At 72.9% G+C, this 23,482-nt stretch carries 20 protein-coding genes and 2 pseudogenes; 13 read left to right on the forward strand and 9 right to left on the reverse strand.

Annotated elements, in window-relative coordinates:
• Nucleotides 1-781: pseudogene (locus BU197_RS24570) on the forward strand (hypothetical protein); the annotation flags it as partial.
• Between the two features lie 150 nt (nt 782-931).
• Here BU197_RS24570 and BU197_RS24575 read toward each other — a convergent pair.
• The 4 genes from BU197_RS24575 to BU197_RS24590 all read right to left on the reverse strand — a co-directional run bounded on the left by BU197_RS24575 (nt 932) and on the right by BU197_RS24590 (nt 5,554).
• The gene (locus BU197_RS24575; protein WP_317452212.1) at nt 932-2,971 is read right to left on the reverse strand and encodes an ATP-binding protein; all 2,040 of its coding nucleotides are present in this window, start codon (nt 2,969-2,971) and stop codon (nt 932-934) included.
• Nucleotides 2,968-3,603, reverse strand: coding sequence for a DUF4255 domain-containing protein (locus tag BU197_RS24580; protein ID WP_188270495.1), 636 nt, complete (start codon nt 3,601-3,603; stop codon nt 2,968-2,970). The genes BU197_RS24575 and BU197_RS24580 overlap by 4 nt, the downstream gene beginning before the upstream one ends.
• A complete protein-coding gene (locus tag BU197_RS24585) occupies nt 3,603-4,307 on the reverse strand; it encodes a response regulator transcription factor (protein WP_317452213.1) in 705 nt (234 codons plus the stop codon). The genes BU197_RS24580 and BU197_RS24585 overlap by 1 nt, the downstream gene beginning before the upstream one ends.
• A 452-nt stretch (nt 4,308-4,759) precedes the next feature.
• Complete coding sequence (locus tag BU197_RS24590; RefSeq protein WP_188270497.1) at nt 4,760-5,554, reverse strand: TetR/AcrR family transcriptional regulator; 795 nt, start codon at nt 5,552-5,554, stop codon at nt 4,760-4,762.
• 128 nt (nt 5,555-5,682) lie between these two features.
• On the opposite strand from BU197_RS24590, the gene BU197_RS24595 reads away from it, so the two are divergent.
• The 5 genes from BU197_RS24595 to BU197_RS24615 all read left to right on the forward strand — a co-directional run bounded on the left by BU197_RS24595 (nt 5,683) and on the right by BU197_RS24615 (nt 12,392).
• On the forward strand, nt 5,683-7,164 hold the full coding sequence (locus tag BU197_RS24595; RefSeq protein WP_188270498.1) for a flavin-containing monooxygenase: 1,482 nt from the start codon (nt 5,683-5,685) through the stop codon (nt 7,162-7,164).
• 114 nt (nt 7,165-7,278) lie between these two features.
• Nucleotides 7,279-8,241, forward strand: a complete 963-nt coding sequence (locus BU197_RS24600) for an AurF N-oxygenase family protein (RefSeq protein WP_188270499.1) — start codon at nt 7,279-7,281, stop codon at nt 8,239-8,241.
• Between the two features lie 311 nt (nt 8,242-8,552).
• On the forward strand, nt 8,553-10,187 hold the full coding sequence (locus BU197_RS24605) for an FAD-dependent oxidoreductase (RefSeq protein WP_188270500.1): 1,635 nt from the start codon (nt 8,553-8,555) through the stop codon (nt 10,185-10,187).
• Between the two features lie 188 nt (nt 10,188-10,375).
• A complete protein-coding gene (locus BU197_RS24610) occupies nt 10,376-10,969 on the forward strand; it encodes a TIGR03086 family metal-binding protein (RefSeq protein WP_188270501.1) in 594 nt (197 codons plus the stop codon).
• A gap of 220 nt (nt 10,970-11,189) precedes the next feature.
• Nucleotides 11,190-12,392: an MFS transporter gene (locus BU197_RS24615; RefSeq protein ID WP_188270502.1), complete on the forward strand. Its 1,203-nt coding sequence runs from the start codon at nt 11,190-11,192 to the stop codon at nt 12,390-12,392.
• Nucleotides 12,393-12,444: 52 nt separating this feature from the next.
• Here the strand turns inward: BU197_RS24615 and BU197_RS31110 are convergent, their stop codons facing one another.
• The gene (locus BU197_RS31110) at nt 12,445-12,579 is read right to left on the reverse strand and encodes a hypothetical protein (protein ID WP_262928269.1); all 135 of its coding nucleotides are present in this window, start codon (nt 12,577-12,579) and stop codon (nt 12,445-12,447) included.
• A gap of 172 nt (nt 12,580-12,751) precedes the next feature.
• On the opposite strand from BU197_RS31110, the gene BU197_RS24620 reads away from it, so the two are divergent.
• Together BU197_RS24620 and BU197_RS24625 are read left to right on the forward strand one after the other, a co-directional pair.
• Nucleotides 12,752-13,414 (forward strand): TOPRIM nucleotidyl transferase/hydrolase domain-containing protein, encoded by a 663-nt coding sequence (locus BU197_RS24620; protein WP_188270503.1) that lies wholly within the window; start codon nt 12,752-12,754, stop codon nt 13,412-13,414.
• A gap of 118 nt (nt 13,415-13,532) precedes the next feature.
• Nucleotides 13,533-14,036: a GyrI-like domain-containing protein gene (locus BU197_RS24625; RefSeq protein WP_188270504.1), complete on the forward strand. Its 504-nt coding sequence runs from the start codon at nt 13,533-13,535 to the stop codon at nt 14,034-14,036.
• A gap of 83 nt (nt 14,037-14,119) precedes the next feature.
• Here the strand turns inward: BU197_RS24625 and pspAB are convergent, their stop codons facing one another.
• The 3 genes from pspAB to BU197_RS24640 form a co-directional block, all read right to left on the reverse strand.
• Nucleotides 14,120-14,740: a PspA-associated protein PspAB gene (gene pspAB, locus BU197_RS24630; RefSeq protein ID WP_188270505.1), complete on the reverse strand. Its 621-nt coding sequence runs from the start codon at nt 14,738-14,740 to the stop codon at nt 14,120-14,122.
• A 5-nt stretch (nt 14,741-14,745) separates the two neighbouring features.
• Complete coding sequence (htpX, locus tag BU197_RS24635) at nt 14,746-15,660, reverse strand: zinc metalloprotease HtpX (RefSeq protein ID WP_188270506.1); 915 nt, start codon at nt 15,658-15,660, stop codon at nt 14,746-14,748.
• Nucleotides 15,661-15,892: 232 nt separating this feature from the next.
• Complete coding sequence (locus tag BU197_RS24640) at nt 15,893-17,554, reverse strand: AMP-binding protein (RefSeq protein ID WP_188270507.1); 1,662 nt, start codon at nt 17,552-17,554, stop codon at nt 15,893-15,895.
• A 318-nt stretch (nt 17,555-17,872) separates the two neighbouring features.
• Between BU197_RS24640 and BU197_RS24645 the strand changes: the two genes are divergently transcribed.
• On the forward strand, nt 17,873-18,724 hold the full coding sequence (locus BU197_RS24645) for an arylamine N-acetyltransferase family protein (protein WP_188270508.1): 852 nt from the start codon (nt 17,873-17,875) through the stop codon (nt 18,722-18,724).
• A gap of 138 nt (nt 18,725-18,862) precedes the next feature.
• Nucleotides 18,863-19,174 (forward strand): annotated as a pseudogene (locus BU197_RS24650) (glycoside hydrolase family 3 protein); the annotation flags it as partial.
• Between the two features lie 357 nt (nt 19,175-19,531).
• Here BU197_RS24650 and BU197_RS24655 read toward each other — a convergent pair.
• Nucleotides 19,532-20,521: a ScbA/BarX family gamma-butyrolactone biosynthesis protein gene (locus tag BU197_RS24655; protein WP_188270509.1), complete on the reverse strand. Its 990-nt coding sequence runs from the start codon at nt 20,519-20,521 to the stop codon at nt 19,532-19,534.
• A 91-nt stretch (nt 20,522-20,612) separates the two neighbouring features.
• Here BU197_RS24655 and BU197_RS24660 point away from each other — a divergent pair, with 91 nt between their 5' ends.
• From BU197_RS24660 to BU197_RS24670, 3 genes are all read left to right on the forward strand, one after another.
• Nucleotides 20,613-21,242, forward strand: coding sequence for a ScbR family autoregulator-binding transcription factor (locus BU197_RS24660; protein ID WP_188270510.1), 630 nt, complete (start codon nt 20,613-20,615; stop codon nt 21,240-21,242).
• Complete coding sequence (locus BU197_RS24665; protein ID WP_188270511.1) at nt 21,239-22,102, forward strand: NAD(P)H-binding protein; 864 nt, start codon at nt 21,239-21,241, stop codon at nt 22,100-22,102. The genes BU197_RS24660 and BU197_RS24665 overlap by 4 nt, the downstream gene beginning before the upstream one ends.
• A gap of 172 nt (nt 22,103-22,274) precedes the next feature.
• Nucleotides 22,275-23,039, forward strand: a complete 765-nt coding sequence (locus tag BU197_RS24670) for an SDR family NAD(P)-dependent oxidoreductase (RefSeq protein WP_188270512.1) — start codon at nt 22,275-22,277, stop codon at nt 23,037-23,039.
• Nucleotides 23,040-23,482 lie beyond the last annotated feature (443 nt).

Genomic DNA, 23,482 nt, shown 5'->3' on the forward strand with positions numbered 1-23,482 from the left:
AGCGGGCGCCTCGTTGACCGTCTTGCGGACCACGACCGGCGGAATCGGACGCGAACCCGGGATGTTGATCCGGATACGGGTCGTCAGGGTCGTCTCGGTCTTGGGCTCCTCCGGCGGCGCGGACGCGCCGGTCGACGCCCAGCCGACCCAGGGCGTCCCGCCGGCCGCCCCGCAGCAGTCCGCCGCGCCGACGACCGCCCCGAAGACCGCGCCGAAGCCGGTCCCCGTGTGGCGCTACGGCAACGCGAAGGACGTCGTGGTCGAGTTCGCGCAGGAACGCCTCGCGGCCATGGGGTCGACCAACCCGTGCAAGCTGAAGCAGAGCTGGACCCCGGGCGTGATCGACACCCCGACGTACAACTCGATCGTCTGCTACCAGGACGCCGTCAAGGCCGACGGCCAGAAGGGGAAGAACTCCGGGGAGATCCTGGAGAACGACGCCAGGGGCACCCTCGGCCGCGCCACGCTCACCTCGCTCTGGGCCCAGGGCCTCACCCCCACGCTGGTGGCCGAGGGCACCAAGAACTGGCACGACACCAAGTTCATGGCAGCCTTCTGGTGGGCGTGGAACAAGGATTTCGATGCGCACGACTTCGACGTGGCCCGCAGCTACGCCCAGAGCGGAGTCGACTACTACCGCGACAAGACCGAGAGGCTCAGCAGCTACAACAGCAACATGATCGCCCACGTCAAGGAGTACCAGGTGATCGTCGGGCTGAACCCCTCCGGCACGGTCGACTCGGCGACCCTCAAGAAGATGGTCGGCGGCAGCATCAAGTGACCCGGCCACGGCACACCGCCGGTTGAGCCACACGTCACACACCGCACACCACGGAACAGGGGCGGGACCACCCGGATGGGTGATCCCGCCCCTGTTCCGTCTCTTCCCGTATCCCCCGTATCCCTCGCGCTCAGGGAGCGGACGGCCCCCTCACGGCGACCAGGGCTCCCGGGTGGTCGGCACCAGCCGTCCCGCCTTGAGGTACTCGCGCCGCGCCCCGGCCCGCAGGTCCTCCCCGGTCACCGAGGAGCCGCGGCCCGCCGCCCGGTATCCGGCCGTCACCGACGCCGACCGGATCGCACCACCGGCAAGCTCGAACTCCCGCGCACAGCGGGTGATCTCCTCGTCGACGTCCGCCTCGCACGGCACGCCCGCCAGACAGGACCGCCAGAGCGCGATCCGCTGTTCGGCGTCCGGGAAGGGGAAGTCCACGACCAGGTCGAGGCGGCGGGTGAACGCCTCGTCGATGTTGGCCCGCAGATTGGTCGTGAGCACCGCGATCCCGTCGAACGACTCCAGACGCTGGAGCAGATAGGCGCTCTCCAGGTTGGCGTACCGGTCGTGCGAGCTCTTCACCTCCGAGCGCTTCCCGAAGACCGCGTCGGCCTCGTCGAAGAGCAGCACGCAGTCCGTGCGGTCCACCTCGGCGAAGATCCGCTCCAGGTTCTTCTCGGTCTCGCCGACGTACTTGTCGACCACCGACGACAGGTCCACCACATAGAGGTCGAGCCCCAGTTCGCCCGCGACGACCTCGGCACCGAGCGTCTTGCCGGTCCCCGACTCCCCGGCGAACAAGGCGACCACGCCCCGGCCCCGTCCGCCGCCGGTCCGCAGCCGCCACTCGCCGAGCACCCGGTCCCGGTGCCGGGCCCGGCCCGTCAGCTCGTGCAGCATCTCCATCGGCTCCGTCGGCAGCACCAGATCGGCGAAGCCGACGGCAGGCCGGACGCGCCGCGCCCGGCTGTCGAGCAGCGGCGCCGACACCAGCCGGGCACTGCGCTGCACATGCGCGAGCGTGAGCCCGGTGCCCTCGAAGGCGGCGAGCGCCCGTGCCGCGCGGGCCGCCCGGCGGATCTGCTCCCCGCCGAGCCGGTACGCAGCCGTGGCCTCGGCCAGATCGAAGCCGAGGCCGAGGTCAGGCCCGGCGTCCGGCCCGGGACGGGTCTCCGCGCCGCCGAGTTCCCGCTCCCACAGGTCCCCGGCGGCGGCCGCCTCGGACGGCGCGTCCAGCGCGATCAGTTGCGCGTCCGGCGCCCACAGGGGATCGGGCGCGTCCCCGCCGACGAGCACCACCGGCGTACCGGACGAGGCCAGGGCCCGCACCAGCGGTCCCGGCCGTTCCGGCAGCGGCTCGACCACCACGGCGGCGCCCCGCAGCCGGGCCTCGCGCACCAGCGTGGCCGTCACGAGCGCCGTCGCCTCGGGGGAGCGGTCGGCCTCCGGCCGGTGCCGCAGGACCGGCCGCCCGGCCGCGAGCAGTGCCGCGACCACCCCGTCCACCACGGTCCCGGGCGTCCGTTCCCGCAGATGTACGGTCACGGGCCCGGCGGCGGCCACCCGGACGCCGAGTGCCGAAGGCCCGGCGACCGCCGCCGTCCCGCCCGGGGCGAGCAGTTCCACGCCCGCGCCGAGGAGCCGTCCGTCGAGTCGCCCGTCGTCGCCCAGGAGATGGGCCACCACCCGCTCGGGCACCCGCAGGGCCCGGCCGGGCAGGGGCCGGTCCTCCTCCTCGATGTCCAGGAGCCCTCCGGATCGCAGCGGCGCGGCCGGGTGGAACCGGTCGCGGGCGGCGGGGTCGAAGGGGCCGGTGCCCGCGAGGTCGAGGGCGAGGGCCATGGTGGCGCGCCGCCGCCCTACGTCGTCGTTGAGGTACCCGTACAGGGCTTCGAAGCCCCGGTCCACGTCGGGCGCGAGCGCCGTGACGAGGATGTGCGCGTCAAGCGGCGAGAGCCCGAAGGTCCGGGCCAGAGTGCCGATCCGGTCCGTGCCGCCGGTCTCCGGCAGCGGAACCCGCTCGTCGGGGCCCGCCGCGCCCCGCGGCCCCGCCGCGATCCGCCGGGCCGTGTCCCCGCTGACGTACATGCCGCGCAGGGGGTCGTCCATCGTGGGGTCGGCGGCGCCGCGGGTGTCCACGAGCGCCGCGACCCGCGTCCGCAAGGTCTCCACGAGGCCGCGCACCTCGCCGCTCACGACCCGGACCCCTCGCGCGGGCCGGGGATCGAGATGCGCCGTACGACCCGGGGGCGGGGCTCGCCGCGCGCGCCCTCGCCGCCCTGGACGACGATCTCCGCCTCCGTGACCGGCGGCGCCGCCGCGTAGGACGGGGCGACCGGGAACGGGGTGGTGATCACGACGTCCAGGGAGGGCTTCAGCTCGCCGCCGAGCGCCGACCAGATGTCGGCGAGCGACCGGGACTCGGCGGGCGGTACGCCGACGGAGAGAGGCAGGGCCGTGCTGATCGGGCGGACCGAGCCGGGCACGGCCTCCTCCGGCAGCGTCTCGTGGGGGAGCAGCAGGGCGAGGACGCCCGACAGGAGCCGGTGTTCGTCCTCGGGCCGGGTGGTCCAGGCGGTCACCAGATAGGAGAGCCTGAACCAGCGCGGGGGCAGCCGTCGGCGCGTCACCACTCCCTGGGCGTCCCGCTCGGCGAGCGCGCCGCGTTCCCGCCGGGCCAGGTCCTCCCGGATGTCGTACAGATAGGCGTTGAGGGTCGGGGCGTTGCGCCGCGCGGCCCACTCGCGGGTCGGCGCCTCGAAGGCGACGTCGCCCGTGACGGCGGGCGCGAGCAGCCCCCGCAGTGCCTCGTCGATCTCGTGGATCATCAGATGTAGCCTTCGCGGAGCGCGTACGCGACGGCATGCGCCCGGTTGGTGAGCTGGAGGCGCGTCATCAGCGCGTGCAGGACGTTCTTGACGGTGCGTTCGGAGTAGGCGAGCTTCTCGCTGATCTGCCGGGTGTCGAGCCCCTCGGCGAGCAGCCGCAGGACGTCGACCTCGCGTGGTGCCATCCCGAAGAGCGGCACCGCCCCGCCCGTGGAGGCTCCGGAGGTGGACGCCCGCTGGAGCCGTCCCACCTGGTTGAGCAGCCGGCTGACGAGGTCGGGCGGCAGCTCGCCCTCGCCGCGCGCGGCGCTGTGCACCGCGCTCAGCAGCCGCTGCTCGGTGGCCTGGTGACGCCAGATGATGGCGCGCACCCCGTACTCCACCACCGCCAGCAGATCCGGCTCGCGCAGTTCGCGTGCGATGAGCACGACCCGCTGGTCCCGGCCGCGCAGCAGCCGCCGCAGTTCGGCCGTGGTCGGTTCGTCGATCTGTTCGGCGAGGAGCACGGCGACCGCGGGAGCGGCGCCCCGGCAGCCCGTGTCCCCGTCCGGCTCCACCCCGTCCGGCCCCCGGCCCTCCCGCCCCGTGCCGTCCTGGTCGGGGACGACGTCGAGGCTCGGCTGGTGCCGCAAGTGGCTGATGAGCCCGGCCCGGCTGAGCGGATCGGACGCGTGGACGGTCACCGTCACCCGCTTGGTGAGCACTTCCGCTACCTGCACTTTCTCGCTTGCCCGGAAGGTCCGGGCGCGGCAGGGCACCCGGACGCGTCCGCGGAGGCGGCTGGAGCGGCTTCGCCCGTTCGATGGTCGGCGCACACGGTGAGCCCCCCGAGGTCGACGGTTCGCGGCGGACGACATCGGCCACCCTGGTCGTCTCCAGGGTCCCGCGTCCGACTCACGTCCCACTGACGTCGCGCTAACGTTCTACTGCCGTCGCGCGGAACTCACTTGACTCCGAAGCGCCATATCGCGCTCGGCGAGGGAACCGTCACACAGAGCGTACCGTCCGCCGGGCGCCGGGGACATGGTGATCCACCGGACGGCCTGCGAGGGGGACGAGGGTCCGGTCGACCGGACCCGCACCGGCCTCCCACGGGCGGCCTCGTCCCGGCCCCGGGGTACGGGCGGTCCCGCCCCGGACCTCCCGGGCGGCGGGGTCAGCCCCGTCCCGCCCCTCCCGTCGGCGTCGTGACCGGCCGGGGCTCGGGCGCGCGGAACTCCGGCGGACCGGGCGCGGGGACCGGGGCGGCGGGCGGCGGCCCGATGGGCTGATCGGGGTCGAGTACGAGGCCAAGGCGCAGGGTCGCCGCCGACAGGATCCCCCACAGCGCGTCGCCCAGGAACAGGGTCAGGTCGTCGAGGGAGCTGCGGGTCTCGGGGTGGGCGGCCCAGTGGTTGACCACCCCGTCCACCAGACCGACCATGCCGACCGCCAGATTCAGGTTGAACCCGGGGGGCGCCGCACGGCCGTCGAGGAACTGCACGGCGTACGCGTCGAGAAGCCGTGCCAGATCGCGGGCGACGGCCGTACGGGTGTCCGCCACGGCGGGGGAGTCGGCGAGCGGCTGCCCCTGCGCCCCCGTGCCGAGGAACCGGTGGAGCAGGGGGTGCTCGGCGACCCAGCCCGCGTAGGTGCTCGCCGCCCGTTCGATCGCGCCGCGGATCGTGCCCCTCGGGGCGAGCGCGGGGGCGAGTGCGGCCATCAGGTCGTCGAGGATACGGGCGCGAATCCGCTCGTCCAGGTCCTCGCGGCTGCGGAAGATCCGGTAGACGACCGACCGGGGCATGCCCGCCTCGGCGCCGATCGCCGCCACGCTGACCGAGGCGCCGTCCCGGGAGATGACCGCGAGCGCCGCCGCGAGGACCTGCTCACGCCGCTCGGCACGGTGCCCGGTCCACCGGGTGTCCCGTCCGTCCGGCTGTCCGTCGCTGCGCAGGTGTGTCTCCGTCACGGCGTGGATCGTACCCGCCGAGGCCCCCGCGAAGGGTGACGCGTATCACGTTACCGTCGGTATCCTGGACGCGGTGACACAGGTAAATTCCTTCCTGTGGACGGGAGTTCCGACAGAGGAGACGAACCATGGAGTACGCACACGTCGACGTGCTGATCATCGGCGCGGGACTCTCCGGCATCAGCGCCGCCTGCCATCTGGAAACCGGAAACCCCGGCCTCACCTACGCCCTCGTCGAACGGCGCACCCGCGTCGGCGGCACCTGGGACCTCTTCCGCTACCCCGGCATCCGCTCCGACTCCGACATGCGCACCTTCGGCTACGGCTTCCGCGCCTGGCATGGCACCAAGGTCCTCGCCGACGGCCCCGACATCCGCCGCTACCTCCAGGACACGGCCGACGCGTACGACGTCACCCGCCACGTCCTCTTCGGCCGCAAGGCCCTCAGCGCCGACTGGTCCGCCACCGAAGCGCGGTGGACCGTCCGGACCCTCGACGAGACCACCGGCGCCACCGAGACCCGCACCGCCCGCTTCCTCGTCGGCGCCACCGGCTACTACGACCACGACCAGGGCCACCGCCCCGACTTCCCCGGCGAGGAACGCTTCGGCGGCACCCTCGTGCACCCCCAGCACTGGCCCGAGGACCTCGACCACACCGGCAAGCGGATCGTCGTCATCGGCAGCGGCGCCACCGCCGTCACCCTGGTCCCCGAGATGGCCGCCGACGCCGCCCACGTCACCATGGTCCAGCGCTCGCCCACCTACGTCATGGCACTCCCCGCCGACGACACGGTCTCCCGCCTCCTGCGCACCCTGCACGTCCCCGACCGGCTCGTCCACCGCCTCGGCCGGGCCCGTAACATCGCCCTCCAGCGCGCCCTCTACGCCCTGTGCCGCAAGGCCCCCCTGACCATGCGCCGGATCCTCCTGCGCGCCGTACGGGCCCGCCTCGGCGACCGCGTCGACATGCGCCACTTCACCCCCGCGTACAAACCCTGGGACCAGCGCCTCTGCGTCGTCCCCGACGGCGACCTCTTCGAAGCGCTCAAGAGCGGCAGGGCCTCCGTCGTCACCGACCGCGTCGACACCTTCACCGAGACCGGCGTCCGGGTCGGCTCCGGCGAGGAGATCCCCGCCGACATCGTCGTCACCGCCACCGGACTGCGCATGCAGCTCGCCGGCGGCATGGACATCACGCTCGACGGCACCCCGGTCGTCACCCGCGACCACCTCCTCTACAAGGGAGTGATGCTCGACGGCGTCCCCAACCTCGCGATGATCATCGGCTACACCAACGCCTCCTGGACCCTCAAGGCCGACCTCGCCGCCACCTATGTGAGCAGGCTCCTCGCCCACCTGGACCGGCACGGACACACCACCGCCACCCCCGTCGCCACCGAGGCGGACCGCTCCCCGGACTCCGTCATGGGCGCCTCGCTGACCTCCGGCTACATCCGGCGCGGCGACGCGGTCATGCCCCGCCAGGGCACCCGCGACCCCTGGCGGGTGCACAACGACTACCACCGCGACCGGCGCGCCCTGGGCCGCGCCCCGATCGAGGACCCCGCCCTGCGCTTCACGGGAAGCGAGCGGCACGCCCGCACCTGACGAGGACACCGCACTCGACCGGCGAGCGCCACGAGCGCCCCGAGCGCCCCAGGCACCTCAGACAGCCCAAGTGGCACGAGCAGCCCAAGAGTCACGAGAGTGAGGAACAGGACCATGACGACCCCGCAGGAGACGTACCACGCCAGGCTCCGGACCCTGTCCGAGGCCTCCGTGCACCTTCACTTCGACGCCTTCGCCGACATCGACTGGGACCACCCCGACTACGCCGTCGACCCCACCGACCCCCGCTGGGTCCTCCCCGCCGCCGACCCGCTGGGCGGCCACCCCTGGTACCGGGAACAGCCGCTGGAGGTCCGCGCCAGGATCGGACTGTGGCGGTACGCCAACATCGTCAAGGTGGGCATGCAGTTCGAGAACATCCTCATCCGGGGGGTGATGGACTACCTCTTCTCCCTGCCGAACCAGAACCCCGAGTTCCGCTACCTCACCCACGAGGCCACCGAGGAGTGCCACCACACCCAGATGTTCCAGGAGTTCGTCAACCGCTCGGGCGCCGACGTGCCCGGCGGGCGGCGCTCCTTCCGGATCCTCGGCCGCTTCATGCCCCTGGCCGGCTCCCTCCTCCCCGAGTCCTTCTTCACCGGCGTCCTCGCGGGCGAGGAACCCATCGACCACCTCCAGAAGGCGATCCTGCGCGGCGGCGAGGACATCCACCCGCTGATGCGCCGCCTCATGCAGATCCACGTGGCCGAGGAGGCCCGCCACATCTCCTTCGCCCACGAGTTCCTGCGCCGCAAGGTCCCCGGCTACGGCCGGTTCCGCAGGGGCGCGCTGTCGATCGCCTTCCCGGTGATCATGCGCACACTCGGCGAGGTCATCGTGGTTCCCGACCGCAGGACCGCCGCGAAGATCGGCGTACCGCACCGGGTGATCAAGGACATCTTCTGGAAGTCGCCCGAAGGAGAGCGCATGCTCCGCGACCTCTTCGCCGACGTCCGCATGCTCGCCGAGGAGATCGGCCTGATGAACAAGGCCTCCCGCCCCGTCTGGCGCGCCCTGGGCATCGACGGCCGCCCCGCCCGCTACCGAGGCGAACCGGCCCGCCTGAGCGCCTGATCGCTGCCGGGTCCGTACCTGAGCGCTTCCGCGTCCATGCCCGAGTACGTCCGGGGCTGTGCCCGAGCGCATCCGGGGCCGTGCCGGAGCGCTCCAGCACGCGAGCGTGGGACCGAGACCCGCGCGAGCACAGGAACCCGCGTACGGGCGCGCCCGCGTACGGGTGCACCTGCGCCGGTCCCACCTGCGTACGGTCCCCCCCCCGCCTGGGCGTCCCCGCGCCTGCGGCACCCGCCCCCCCACGCCACCCCCGCGCTTCCCTTCCCCCGGCCGGACCCAGCCCACCGGTCCCGCGAACGGAGAACCCCGCCATGCCCTACGTCGTGACCCGTTCGTGCTGCGCCGACGCGTCCTGCGTCCTGGCCTGCCCGGTCAACTGCATCCACCCCGCCCCCGGCGAACCCGGCTTCGGCCGGACCGAGATGCTGTACGTCGACCCCCGCACCTGCGTCGACTGCGGCGCCTGCACGACGGCCTGCCCGGTGGACGCGCTCAAGCCGCACACGGCGCTCACCGAGGCGGAACTGCCCTTCCTCGAAGTGAACCGCGCCTACTACGACACCCACCCCCACGACGACCGCACCCCCATGGCCCTCGTCCCTCCCCAGCGCCGCATCCGCGCGGGGGAACTACGGGTCGCCGTCGTCGGCGCGGGTCCCGCAGGACTGTTCGCCGCCGACGAACTGCTCCGCCACCCCGGCGTACGCGTCACCGTCCACGACCGCCTGCCCACCCCCTACGGGCTCGCCCGCGCGGGCGTCGCCCCCGACCACCAGGACACCAAGCAGGTCACCGGAGTCTTCCGCGCCATCGAGAGCCAGCCCGGCTTCACCTACCGGCTCAACACCCGCGTCGGCCACGACCTCCGGCACGAGGACCTGCTCCGCGACCACCACGCCGTGCTCTACGCCGTGGGCGCGGCCACCGACCGGCGGCTCGGCATTGAAGGCGAGGAACTGCCCGGCAGCGTCTCCGCCACCGACTTCGTCGCCTGGTACAACGGCCACCCCGACCACAGCGCCGCCGACTACCCGCTCGACGGCGAACGGGCCGTCGTCATCGGCAACGGCAACGTGGCACTCGACGTCGCCCGCGTCCTCACCGCCGACCCGGAGAAACTGGCCCGCACGGACATCTCCGACCGCGCCCTGGCGGCTCTGCGCGCGAGCCGCGTCCGCGAGGTCGTCGTCCTCGGCCGCCGAGGACCGGCGGAAGCCGCCTTCACCCTGCCGGAACTCCTGGCGACCGCCGCCCTCGACGACATCGACGTCCTGGTGGAAGGCTGGCCCGCCGATCTGCCGACGGACGCCACCCCCAGGACCCGGGTCCTGTCCGAACTCGCCGCCCGCCCGCCGCGACCGGGCCTGCGCCGACTCGTCCTGCGCTTCCAGACGGCCCCCACCCGGCTCGAAGGCGGCGACCGCGTCACCGGACTGACCGTGACCCGCACCGAACTCCGCACCCGCGAAGGCGCCGTGGAAGCCGCCCCCACCCAGGACACCGAGACCCTGGAGACCTCGCTCGTGCTCCGCGCGATCGGCTACCGTGCCCGCCCCGTCCCCGGCCTTCCGTTCGACGAGGACACCGGCACGGTCCCGCACCGACAGGGACGCGTCGAACCAGGCGTCTACGTGGCGGGCTGGATCAAACGCGGCCCCACCGGCTTCATCGGCACCAACAAATCCTGCGCCCAGGAGACCGTCGAAGCCCTCCTCGACGACTGGGACGCCGGACACCTCACCGACCCCACCCCTGGCCCTGCCCCTGCCCCCCACCCCGACGCCATCGGTCTCGACGGCTGGCGCGCGATCGACGCCTCCGAACGCGCGGCGGGCCTCCGCCAGGGCCGCCCCCGGGTCAAGCTCGTCGACCGGGAACGACTGCTCGCCGCCGCGCGGGCGACCACCCGGACCACCCGGAGCACCCGAACGGGCGAGGGCAGGTGAAACGCCCGGCGGGGAAAGCCTCACGGGACCTCGCCGCCGGGCGTCGGCCATCCGCCGACCGATGAGTACGAGCCGCGCCTCCGGTCCACCCTCCGTAGGCTGCTCATGGCTCATGGCTCATGGCTCATGGCTCATGGCTCATGGCTCATGGCGGCGTCCCTTGGTTTTCCCCGAGGAGCGGTGATGTGATGGACACGGCGACTTTCGACTTCGGACCCCAGACCGGGATCGTGGCCCGGCTCGCGGCCGACACCCCCGATGCCCGGCTCGGCGACCCGACCCCCTGCCCCGACTACACCGTCGGCGTACTCCTGGGCCATCTCACGGGCCTCGCCTTCGCCTTCCACGACGTGGCCCGCAAGATCCAGGGCCCGGCCACCGGCACGCCTCCCGGCGACACCGTGCCCGTCCTGCCCGCCGACTGGCGCCAGGCCCTGCCCCGCGCCCTCGCCGAGCTGGCCGAGGCCTGGCGGGACCCCGCCGCCTGGACGGGCATGACCCGCGCGGGCGGAATCGACCTGCCCGGGGCCGTCGCGGCGGCGGTGGCGGCCGACGAACTGGTCGTCCACGGCTGGGACCTCGCCCGCGCCACCGGCCTGCCGTACGTCCCCGACCCCGCCGCCCTTGACGCCGCGCATGCCTTCCTCAAGGCCGCCGAGAAGGACCGGGGAGAGGGCGTCTTCGGCCCCGTGGTCCCCGTCCCCGGCACGGCGCCCCTGCTGGACCGCGCGATCGGCCTCAGCGGCCGGAACCCGTCCTGGTCACCGCCACGGGAACCGTGACGACGAGAGAGACGGGACCGGAGACGTCACACCGGCCGCATCCCTCGGGACCCGGGAACCACGGCCCCGGAACCAGGCTCCGCGAGCGACCCGCCAAGCCAAGGCCCCGAACGCGCCACCGCCCCCGCCCTCACCCGGACGGCCGCCGCCTCCGTACGACACCGGCCCCCCACCGCCCCGCACACCCTCGCAGGCCGTCACCCGGGGTTACCGTCGGCGCATGGTTGGAGATCGTCAGGGCTGGCTCCGCTGTCTGCTGGCCGGAGCGGTATTCGTCGTCTGCATGACCGGCACCACGCTGCCGACCCCGCTCTACCCCCTCTACCAGGAGAAATTCGGCTTCTCCGAACTGACGGTGACCGTCGTCTTCGCCGTGTACGCCCTCGGGGTCGTCGGCGTCCTGCTCCTCGCGGGCAATGTCTCGGACACCGTCGGACGGCGGCCCACCCTCCTCTGGGGCCTGGTCTTCTCCGCCGCCAGCGCGCTGTGCTTCCTCGCCGCCGACAGCCTGGCCTGGCTGTACGCGGGACGGCTCCTCTCGGGCCTGGCGGCGGGCCTCTTCACCGGCGCCGCCACCGCCTACGTCATGGAACTCGCCCCGCCCGGCGGCACCACCCGCGCCACCTTCGTCGCCACCGCCGCCAACATGGGCGGCCTCGGCTGCGGCCCCCTCCTCGCCGGACTGCTCGCCGAGTACGCCCCCGAGCCGCTGCTGCTGCCGTTCGCCGTCCACCTCGGCCTGGTGGTCCTCTCCGCCGTCGTCCTGCTGCGCCTGCCCGAGACCGTACGGGAACGAGGCCCGCTCACCTCCGTACGGCCCCGGCTGCCCGCGCTGCCCGCGGCGGTGCGCGGGGTGTTCGTCCCTGCGGCGATCGCCGCCTTCGTGGGCTTCGCCCTCTTCGGCGTCTTCACCTCCGTCAGCCCCGCGTTCCTCGCCCGCTTCCTCCACGTCGACAACCACGCGGCCACCGGGGCGATCGTCGCCCTCACCTTCTTCGCCTCCACGGGCGGACAGCTCGCCGTCGACCGGGTGGGCGTCGCCCGCTCCCTCGTCCTGGGCTGCGCCGTCCTCTTCGCGGGCCTGGCCCTCCTGGCGGCCGCGCTCTCCACCGACATCCTGGCCTTCATCGTCCTCGCCTCCGCCGTAGGGGGAGTGGGACAAGGCCTGGCCTTCCGCGCGGCCCTGGCCTCGGTGGCCTCGGCTGCCCCCGAGGACCGCAGGGCGGCGGTCATCTCGGCCCTCTTCGTCGTCGCGTACACCGGCATCTCGATCCCGGTGATCGGAGTGGGCCTCCTGACCTCCCCCCTCGGCCTGGAGGGCGCGGGCCTCGTCTTCACCGCCAGCATGCTGCTCCTGGTCGCGGCGGCGGCCGGCTACCTCCTGCACACGGGGAGGGAACGGAGAGAGCACCGAAACGGGTGAGGAGGCCGGGGAACGGATCCGCCCACCGCCCACCGCCCCCCGCGAGGTCGCGCTACCTACGCGGCTTGCGGTCCCTCCATGACTCCCGGAAGGAGAACGCGTCCACCACCGCACCGGCCACGTCGAGCGCGACCGAACCCACACCCTGGAGCACCCGCACCAAGGCCACCCCGGTGATCTCTTCCATCGTCCCCACCCTCACCGCTCACCGCTCACCGCTCACCGCTCACCGCTCACCGCTCGCCTCCGCGGCTCGCCTCAGGCGGGAAGACGCTCCTCCCTCCACCGGGGTTGACCGTCCACCCGGGTCCGGAGAAAACGCCTGGTCCCCGGCCGGTCGCGGCTGTCAGACTGCCCGCGTGGACGAGACAAGACGCTTTCGCGAGGCGGTCATCGAGTGGGACACCGGAGGCCCGGGAGCCCCGGCGGCGGCCGAGACCGCCCGCGCGCTGGCCGGAGCCCCCGTCCGTACGGCCGTCCTGGTCGAAGGCGTCAGCGACCAAGCCGCCGTCGAGACCCTGGCCGCCCGTCACGGCCGCGACCTCGCCGCCGAGGGAACCGCCGTCATCCCCCTCGGCGGCGTGACGAACATCGGCAGGTTCCTGACCCTGCTCGGCCCCCGCGGTCTCGGCCTCGGACTCGCCGGACTCTGCGACGCCCCGGAGGAAGCCCACTTCGCCCGCGCCCTGGAACGCGAAGGCCTCGGCGACGGCCTCTCCCGCGCCGGGATGGAACCCCTCGGCTTCCACGTCTGCGTGGACGACCTGGAGGAGGAACTGATCCGCGCCCTCGGCCCCGACCGCGTCCGGCAGGTCATCGAGACCCAGGGCGACCTGAGGGCCTGGCGGATCTTCCGCGGACAGCCCGCCCAGCGGGACCGGCCCGTCGAACGGCAGCTACGCCGCTTCATGGGCACCATCAGCGGCCGCAAGAGCCAGTACGCCCGAGCACTCGTCACCGCCCTGGACCCGACAAGGACCCCACGCCCTCTGGACGGTCTCCTGGCCCGCCTCCCACGATGAAGCGGCCCCGCTCGGTCCCGGTGCCACGCCGCCCGAATCGCCCCGGTGAATCCCGTCCCGCGCCCGCCAGGGTCGGTACGTTTCGAGGACGGACCATCCGGACACGGACAGGAGCGACATGAGCACACCGGAAGAAGACGGCAGGACCGGCGGCCCGAACCCGCCCGCACCCCGGGTCGTACGACAGGAACCGGTCACCACCGCCGTCGTCCGGGGGCAGATCTCCCTCCCCGAGCTGCGAGGCTTCTTCGACACCTCCTTCGGCACCCTCGGACGCGTCTTCCACGACCAGCGGATCACCCCGCTCGGCGCCGCCTTCGGCCTCTACCGAGGGTCCCTGGGGGACAGGACGGACCTGGAGGTCGGCTTCGTCACCGACCACGCGGTCCGCGCCGAGGACGGAGTCGTCGCCGCGACCCTTCCCGAGGGCCGCGTCGCCCGGACGACCCACCGCGGCGCCTTCGACGGACTCGGCGCCTCCTGGGAACGCCTCGGCACCTGGATGCGCGACCGGGGACTCGCCCCCGGAGCCGAGCGCTGGGAGGTGTACGTGACCCGGCCCTCACCCGACATGGACCCGCGCGACCTGCGCACCGAACTCAACTGGACGATCGCCGACTGACGACACCCGACGCCCCGGGCGCGGAGAAGACCAGGCGCGGAAGGCGACCGGGCTCAGGGGCGATCGAACCGACGCCTCACGCCTCAGCCGCCGCCCAGCCCCGGCGCCCCCCAGACGGGAAACCAGCGGTCCGTCTCCGGCTCCACCGCGAGATCGTCCGCGAGCAGCGCCCTGACCTGGAGCTCCAGCACGTTGTCCCGGGTCTCGGCGCGGTCCCCGTACGGCGCGAACGGATAGAACGTCCCCCGCTTGTACAGATAGACCAGCGCCAGATCACGCGCCCCACGCCCCTCGCCGTCACCCCCTCCCTCCTCCGCGCGGAAAACCGCCAGGGAACACAGCAGATTCGGCCCGAAACCGGCCTCCTGGAGCAGGGTGTTGACCGCGTGCAGATCGTTGACCAGCGTCACCAGATCGTCACCCGGCCGCCGCACCGTCAGCCAGGTGTAGCCGTACGCGTCCCCGGAGTACGCCACCGGCCCCCCGGCCACGCCCTCGTCGACGTCCAGCAGCGACCGCACCTCCTCCTTGAGCCGCGCGAAAGCCCCGCCCTCCACCGCCGCGAAACAGACCGATCCCGTACCGGTCGGCACGAAACCGGCCCCCGCCCGCAGGGTGATCGCCGCTCCCGGCAGCCCGAAGAGCCGATCGAGGTCCGGCCGTACCGGACGACTGCGCCCGAGCACCGTGTCGAGGAACCCCACCGCCCTCACACCTCGCCGAGCCGCGCCGAGATCCGCCCGAGCTGTTCGAGCCGCTGCTCCAGCGGGGGATGGGTCGACAGCAGACGGCTCAGACCCTCCTTCGAGGAGAACGCGGGCGCGAACCAGAAGGCGTTGTACGGCTCCGCCTTCCGCAGATCGCGCGTCGGGATACGGGCCATCTCGCCGCTCACCTTGGTGAGCGCCGAAGCCAGGGCCGAAGGGCGCCCGGTGAGCAGCGCGGCGGCACGGTCGGCGGCCAGCTCCCGGTAGCGGGAGAGCACCCGTGTGAGCAGGAAACTGACCACGTAGACGGCGGCGCTGACGAGGGGCACGAGCAGCACCGCGATCCCCAGGTTGCTGTTGCGGCGCCCGAGACCGCTGTAGAGCGCGACGCGCGTCATCATCCCGGCGAGCACCCCGAGGAACGAGGCGATCGTCATGACCGCGACGTCCCGATGCGCCACATGGGACATCTCGTGCGCCAGGACGCCTTCCAGCTCCTCGGGCTCAAGGCGCCGCAGCAGCCCCGTCGTGACGCAGACCAGCGCGGTCTTCTGCCCGCGACCGGTCGCGAAGGCATTGGGCACGTCACTGTCGGCGATCGCCACCTTCGGCTTCGGCATGTCGGCCAGCGCGCAGATCCGGTCCACGGTGCCGTGCAGCTCGGGCGCCTGCTCACGGGAGACCTCGCGCGCCCCCATGCCCAGAGCGGCGATCTTGTCGCTGAACCAGAACTGCCCGACGAACAGCAGCCCGGTGATCAGCAGCACGACCGGCCAGGCTCCCCGCAGCAGCACCATCAGGACGCCGACGAAGACCACGTACAGCAAGCCGATGAGGAACATCGTCGTCGCCATACGGGCCGAGAGCCCCCGGTCAGGGGCGTACCGGGAGCGGGACAAGGACCGGGCTCGGGCCATCCGGGCACCCTCTTCCAGAACCGACCGGAACCGGCCCACCCTCGACCGGAACCAGCCCGACGACCCCCCTCCTTCCAGTGTGCGCCCCCGCACCCGGAAACGGAGGGCACAACCCCCCGCACCCGGAAACGGAGGGCACAACCCCCTGGGGCCGGGCCCGGGGGCCGAGGCACGAGCCGCGAGGATCGTCATCGTCCGCGCGCCGCTCGTGGCCTTCGGGGCGTCCGCCGGGTCACCCCGCGCCGGTGTCCGGCAGGGGCTGTTCTCCGGTGAGCCAGGCCCGGAGGACGTTCTTGCGGACCTTGCCGAGTTCGTTGCGGGGGAGGTGCGCGACGGTCTCGACGCGGGTGGGCCGATACCAGTCGGTCATGCCGCGTCCGGCCAGCCAGGCGTTCAGTTCGGCCAGGTCGGGGGCGGGCCCGCCGGTGGGGACGATCACCGCGCAGGGCAGGTCGCCGTGTTCGGCGGGGTAGCCGACCAGGGCGGCGTCGGCGATCGCCGGGTGTTCCCGCAGTTCCGCCTCGACGTCCAGGACGGGGATCATCAACTGGGTGGTGCCGGAGATCCGGTCGGATGCCCGCCCGGCGTAGGACAGGCCTCCCTCGGCATCGGGGCGGACCAGGTCGCCGGTGGCGTACCAGCCGTCAGTGTCGGCGGCACGCCATTGGAGGCGGCCGGTGTCGCGGTCGAAGGTGCCCAGACAGACGGACGGGCCGCGCACCTCTACGGAAGCGGTCCGGTCCGCTTCGGCGGCGGGCGCCGTCCGCAGTTCGACGCCGGGCATCGGGCGGCCGATGCTCCTGGCCGCCTGATCGGGCGGGTCGGCGGGGCTGGTGGCGGTGATGCCGGCGGCCTCGGTGGAGCCCAGGGAGTTGACGACGCGGTCGCTCAGGGTGCGGCGAAGGAGGTCGACGAGTTCACGCGAGGGGCTCGCGGCGAGGGTCGCCACCGCCCCCCAGACGGGCAGGTCACGCGGTCGGCGGGCCTGCTCGGCAGCGAGGGATGCCAGCATGGCCGGCGGGGCGAACGGGGCACCGCTCCGGTGGGCGCTGATCAGATCGAGCCAGCGGCCCGCGTCCCACTCGTCGCAGTACAGGGCGCTGGTGCGGTGGAGAAGCGGGCGCAGCACGCCGTTGCGAAGGCCGACGCCGTGGCTGAGCGGGGTCAGGACCGGGAAGGGCTCGCCCTGCGACGAGGGAGGAAGCGGCAGCGGGCGGCGGACGCCCGCGTGCAGGGTGTTCAGGCTGTGGACGACGGCGGTGGCGCTGCCGCTGGTGCCGGAGGTGAACAGCACCGTCGCCGCCTCGTCCGGCCCGAGGGCGGTGTGCCGTGGCGCGGGCCCGGGGACGGCGCGCAGACAGGCGTCGAAGTCGAGTGCGCCGACGTGCGACGCGTCGCCGAGGACGGCGTGGTGGCGCAGGCTCGGCAGACCGTCGGCGAGCCGGGCCAGGGCCGCGATGTGTTCCGGGCTGGGCAGACGGTCGGTCGTGACCAGCAGGACGGCTCCGGTCGCGGTCAGCATCCGCTCCACCTCGCGACGGCCGAACCGCAGGGAGATCGGCATGATCACCGCGCCGGTGCCCCAGCAGGCGAGGGTGAGCGCGGCCGTCTCCCACCAGTCGGGCAGCTGGAAGGCCACCACCTCGCCGTGCCGGACGCCCAGCCGGTGCAGCCCGTCGGCGAACCGCTTCACCTGGGCGGCGAGGTCGGCGAACGTCAGGGTGACGGCCCGGTTCTCCGCCGAGCGCCAGTTGACGATCACACGCCGGCCGGGTGACCGCCCGGCGGCGGCGTGCAGGTCGTCGAGGAAGGTGCCGTCACGCCACCAGCCCTGCTCGCGGTAGCGCGCGGCGGTGGCAGGCAGCGGCCGTACGGCCTCGAACAGCTCCGGCATGGGCTCCGACTCCCTCGCGTGAGGCGTGGACGGCTTCCGGCGGGGGTCCGCACGCCGACCGAGAGCGGCGTCGGAACGCGGCCCGGCGGCTCGCCGGACCATGTCGGCACTCTCGCACAGCCGGTCCGGCGATGCGCTCCCGCACGGCTGCGCTTGCCCGTACGGGTGGCTGCGGACGAGCGGGACGAGCGGGACGTGGGTGGCGCCGGGCCGGGTGCCCCGAGGCCGCCGCCGAGGTGTCCCGCCCCGTCGTGCGACCTCGGATTCCCGGGACCAAGGTAGGAGGTGAGGTGGTGCAGCCGGGGCGAGGAGGAGCGCATGGACAGGCCGGTCAGCCCGCAATGGGGCGGACGGCGCCTCGACCTCGACGCCTATCTGGCCCGGATCGGGTACGAGGGCGACCGCGAGCCGGTGCCGACGGTGCTGCGCGCACTGCACGCCGCCCATACGGCGGCGTTCACCTTCGAGAACCTGGAGGTCGTCCTGGGCAGGCCTGTCCGGCTCGACCTGGAGTCCGTACAGGCGAAGATGATCCGGCGTCGGCGCGGGGGCACCTGCTGCGAACAGACCCTCCTCTACGCCGCGGCCCTGGACGCGATCGGCTTCACCTTCACCGCGACGGCCTCGCGTGTGCGTCTGGGCGAGCGACGGATCCGCCCGGCCACGCACTATTCGCTACGGGTCGAACTCGACGATCAGGTGTGGTTCACCGACGTCGGCTTCGGCGCCGAAGGCATCCTCGAACCGATCCGGCTGCGCGACGGCGAGGTCGCACGGCAGTCCGGCTGGACGTACGGGCTGGTACGGGAGGCCGGTCCCACCCCGGGCACGGCCGGACCGCTCGTCCTGCGGCGGCTGAGGCGCGACGGCTGGTTCGACCTGTACGCGATCGGGACCGAACCGCGCTTCCCGGCCGATCTCGCCGTGACCAGCTACTTCACCTCAACCCACCCGCTCTCGCCCTTCCACGACACCCTGCTGGTGCAGAAGCCAGGGGCCGATCAGCGGCTCGTCCTGCGCGACACGGAACTCACCCGGCTGCGACCGGATCACACCGAGGAGAGGCGCCGGGTGTCGGCGGGGGAACTGGCCGGGCTGCTGACCGACGAGTTCGGGCTCGGGCTGGACGCCGAGGACTCCGCCGCACTCGTCGCACGGTATGAGAAGTGATCATCGCCATGCGTACAGGGCGGAGCCCGCCGTCCCGGCCGGGGTCTCCGCGCGTGCCACCCCTCAAGCCGAGCCCCTCACCACCACTTCGTGCCGGATGAACTCGTCGAAAGCCGGGATCGGGGGTGCCTCGGGGTCGCCGTCCTCTTCCTCGGCCTGCCCCCGGCGCAGGAGTCCGAGGGCTTCGACCGCGAGCACCTCGACCTCCCGGCCGAACAGCTCGAACTGCTCGACGCCGTCCTCGCGGCCAACCCGAACACGGTGGTCGTGCTCTCCAACGGCGGCGTCGTCGCCCTGCCCTTCCGCGACCGCGTCCCCGCCCTCGTCGAGGGATGGCTGCTCGGCCAGGCGGGCGGCGGCGCGACCGCCGACATCCTGTACGGCGTCGTCAACCCCTCGGGCAAGCTCACCGAGACCATCCCGCTGCGCCTTGAGGACAATCCGTCGTACGGCAACTCGTCGGAGACCGACGCGACGTCGGTGATGGCGGACGACGAGGGGCTGCGCAAGATGATGGCCTCGTTCCCGATCGGACGCCTGGCGGGCTTCCCCGGAGCCCCCGTCAGCCACGAACAGCTCCAGGGGCTCCTGGCGATGGCGAACACGAGGGAGTAGCCGCGCACTCGGCTCGTCGACCGCGACCGCGACCGCGACCGCGACCGATGGCGGGGCGGTCGTGTCCGATGGCGGGGCCGTCGTGTCCTACGGCAGGCCGGGCAGGCGTCCGGGTCGCACCGACCCGGGCGCCCGCTTCCTCGCGGAGCCGAAAGAAGGGGCTGCCCTGGTCCGGGCCGAGAACGGCCGGATCTAGTGAGTGGTGAGGCCGGTTGTCGCCATCTGGAGGGGCGCGTGGTCCGAACCGCGGGGGCGGGCGGGCGGTACGGGGCCGAGGGTGATCTCGGCGGTCAGGCAGGTCCCGTGGGCCTGTTCGACGACGGCCCGCAGGACGTCACCGCGCAGCGGGGCCACCGAGACCCAGGCGGCGGCGTCCAGTTCCACCCAGCCTTCGAAGGAGACGGACATGCCCGTCACCACGCGGTCCGCGGTGGGGGAGGCGGCGTGGGCGGCCTGCCGGAGCGCTTCGAGCAGGAGCATGCCGGGAGCGTGGTCGACCGGGTGGTCGAAGAGGACGGGGTGGTCCATGTCGGCCCGTAATCGCCACCGGTCCGGGCGTTCGGTGGCGGCCAGGACGACGTTCTCGGGCAGCAGGTGCCCGACGGCGGCGGGCGGCAGGGGAGGCGGGGGCGGCACTGCCCGGCGCCGGACCTCGGCGAGGTCGTGTTCGCCGCGCAGTCTGCGGTAGACGGCGGGGGAGTGGTTGGTGAACCGGGTGCTCGAATCGCCGATGTGACGCCCGTTCAGGCGTACGGCGGCGTGCATGTTCATCGAGACCAGGCAGCCTCTGCGGAGCCGGACGTCGGTGCATGTGATCTCCAGGACCACGTCCGCCGGGCCCTGCGGGACCGTCATCGCCTCGGGTCTGACCTCGAAACTGAAGTCGTCCCAGACCAGATGGCTGCCGAAGGGGACGCCGTAGGCCACGTGGGACAGCAGCGGGAAGGTCTGGCGCACCGTCTCGACGAAGAGCAGCGGGTCGAAACGCCGGTCGGGGTACGGGTAGAAGCGGTGCAGATGGGGCCAACGGGCGTATACCGTATGCCGGTTGTCGCCCTGGGTGGTCCAGTCGGTGAGGAGTACCTCGGTGGAAGCGTGTTTGTGGACGAGTTCCTGAGGAATCGTTTCCTCGATCCGCGCTCCGTCGTGCCCTTCGTGCCCTTGCTCGCGAGAGTGGGACATGACAGCGGTTCCCCCTGAGTCGATGGCCTGGGTGACTGCGGTGGGGCTAACATAAATTACGTTATCTATGTCTGTCGAGGAGTGGTTGAGAGTGGCAACTGTCAAGGCGGAGCGGGCTACTCGGACACGGCAGCGAGTCCTGCTGGCGGCGGCCGAGGTCTTCGAGGAGTCCGGCTACGAGAAGGCGGCGGTGACCCAGATCGTGGAGCGGGCGGGCCTCACCCTCGGCGCGCTCTACTTCCACTTCGGCTCGAAGCAGGGCCTGGCCGAAGCCTTGATGAACGCCCAGCCGACGACGATAGAGCCCCACCTCGAATCGACCGGACTCCAGCGCCTCGTCGACATCACCCTGGTGTGGGCGGACCGCATGAAGCGGGACCCGATCCTGCGCGCGGGTGTCCGCCTCGCCATCGAACAGGGCAGCCACGGCATGAACGACGCCACCTCCTTCGAGAAGTGGCAGGCACTCATGCGCAGCCATCTCGACGTCGCCCGATGTCACGGGGAACTCCGCGACGGAGTCGACATCGACCGGCTCGCCCGGTTCGTCGTCGGCGCCTGCACCGGCATGCAGGTCTACTCGAACCTCGCCACCAAGCGAGCCGACCTCACGGAAAGAGTCTGCGACATGTGGGACCTGCTGCTGCCCAGCATCGCCATCGAGGCGATACGGCACGACATCCACGTCGGACCCACCCGCGTACCCACCCCGAAGCCATGACGGCGCCCCCGTCCCGGCACATCGTCCTCACCGGAGCCACCGGGCGGATCTCCTCCCTGGTGGCCCGGCACCTCGCGGCGCACCACCGCGTCACCCTCGCCAGCCGTACCCCGCCCCCCGGTGTCCGGCGCCCCGGTGTCCGGCACGTCGCCTGCGACTACGACGACCCCGGCAGCCTCGCCGAAGCCTTCCGCGGAGCCGACGTCCTCTTCGTCGTGACCAATGACCCCACCCGCCCCGCCCACGACCGGAACATCCTCGACGCGGCCGTCGAAGCCCCCGTGGGCCACCTCGTCAAACTCTCCGCGGCGGCCGTACGCGACGGCGCGGCCCACGATCTCGTCACCCGCTGGCAGCGGACCAACGAGGACCGCGTCAAAGCGAGCGGCATCCCCTGGACCATGGTCCAGCCGCGCTCCTTCATGTCCCACGCCCTGGCCTGGGCACCCGGCATCCGCGACCACGACGCCACCCACGCGCTCCACCCGCACAGCCGCAACGCGTGCGTCGCACCCGAGGACATCGCCGAGGTCACCGCCCGCCTCCTCGGCGACCCCCGCCACCACTTCCGGTCCTACCAGCTCACCGGCCCGCAGCCCCTGTCGGCCCACGAACAGACCGCCGTCCTCGCCGAGTTACTGGGCCGCCCCCTCGTCTGCCGGGACCTCTCCCCGGAGGAAGCACGCCGTGGCTACGCGCGCCGCTACCCGCAGGCCATGGCCGACGCCCTGGTGGAAAGCGCCGGCCGACAGCTCGCCGGGGCCAAGGCCCACACCACCGACACCGTCGAGCGGCTCACCGGAAGGCCCCCGACGACCTTCGCCCAATGGGCGGCCGGCCACAGGGACCGCTTCACCTGAGACCGCCGGGCCCGCGCCACGCGAACCCGCACGCGGAAACCGGACAAGGAATCCGTACGACGATCCTGGAAACTCGGAGACCGGGCACGGGCACGCGTACGACGATGCTCGGAGCCCGCCGCACCGAAGGAACCCACGGGCGGCGGGGCCGTACAGGGAAGGCAGGAGACCCATGCCCGCACAGGGCCTGTTGCACGGCAAGACGGTCATCATCACCGGAGCGAGCAGCGGCATCGGCGCGGCGGCGGCCGAACTCTTCGCCCGCGAGGAAGCCAGCGTCGTCCTCACCGCCCGCCGCGAGGACCGGCTGCGCGCCCTCGTGGACCGGATCACCGCGGCGGGCGGGCGGGCCATCGCCGTGGTGGCCGACGTGACCCGCGCCGAGGACATGCGCACGGCCGTGCGGACGGCGGTCGAGACCTTCGGCGGACTCCACGCCGCCTTCAACAACGCGGGCTGGACCTCCACCGGCACACCGATGCACCTGATGAGCGACGACGCCTACGACCGCATCATGGACGTCAACGCCCGAGGCGTATGGAACGCGATGCGCGCCCAGATCGCCGTGATGCTCGAACACGGCGGCTCCATCGTGAACACCTCAAGCGTCGCGGGAGTCCGCGCGACCGGCGCCTCCGCCCCCTACATCGCGGCCAAACACGCCGTCATCGGCCTGAGCAGAGCCGCCGCCGACGAGTACGCCGAACACCGCATCCGCGTCAACGCGCTCGCCGTCGGCAGCACCCGGACCGAACTCATGGACCAGGTGCTCTCCGACACCCCGGCCCTCCTCGCCCCCTTCACGGAGCGCGCCATCCAACGGCGCCTCGCGGACCCCGTCGAGATCGCCCAGACCGCCGCGTGGCTCTGCTCGGACCGCTCGTCGTTCACCACGGGCGCCGTGATCCCGGTCGACGGCGGGTGGACCGCCCGGTAACCACAGCGCACCAGCGAACTTGCCCAGAACGTTCCGGGTTTCCCTTGTTCTCGTGCCCATCACCCGGCGCTCACCGTATGGTCAGACCGCCCGTCGAGCCGCCGCCGCGGGCCCGCGCCGCCCGCGGCCACGGGCAGCCCAAGTGGGGGACGGTACGTGAGGGACCTGCCTGGCCTCGTCAAGACGGGCGGCAACCGCGATACGGCGGGAGGCCGGAAGAACCCCGACCGACCCGGCACCACCCCTTCCGAGGGACCCGGGGCGGGCACGAAGCGCGCGGCGCTCGACACGGGGTGCGGTTCCCGCGCCCGGAGAACCGACCCCGGCGCCACGGGAACCGGCTTCGGGGATACGGTCCCCTGCCCCGCCGGGGCGAGGCCCGGCGTCGGCGGTACGGGCTCCGGCCCCGCCTTCACCGACGGGCGACCGCGCGTGGCCGCGGC

It is taken from the genome of Streptomyces sp. CBMA291, assembly GCF_014596525.1.
Classification (GTDB): Bacteria; Actinomycetota; Actinomycetes; order Streptomycetales; family Streptomycetaceae; genus Streptomyces.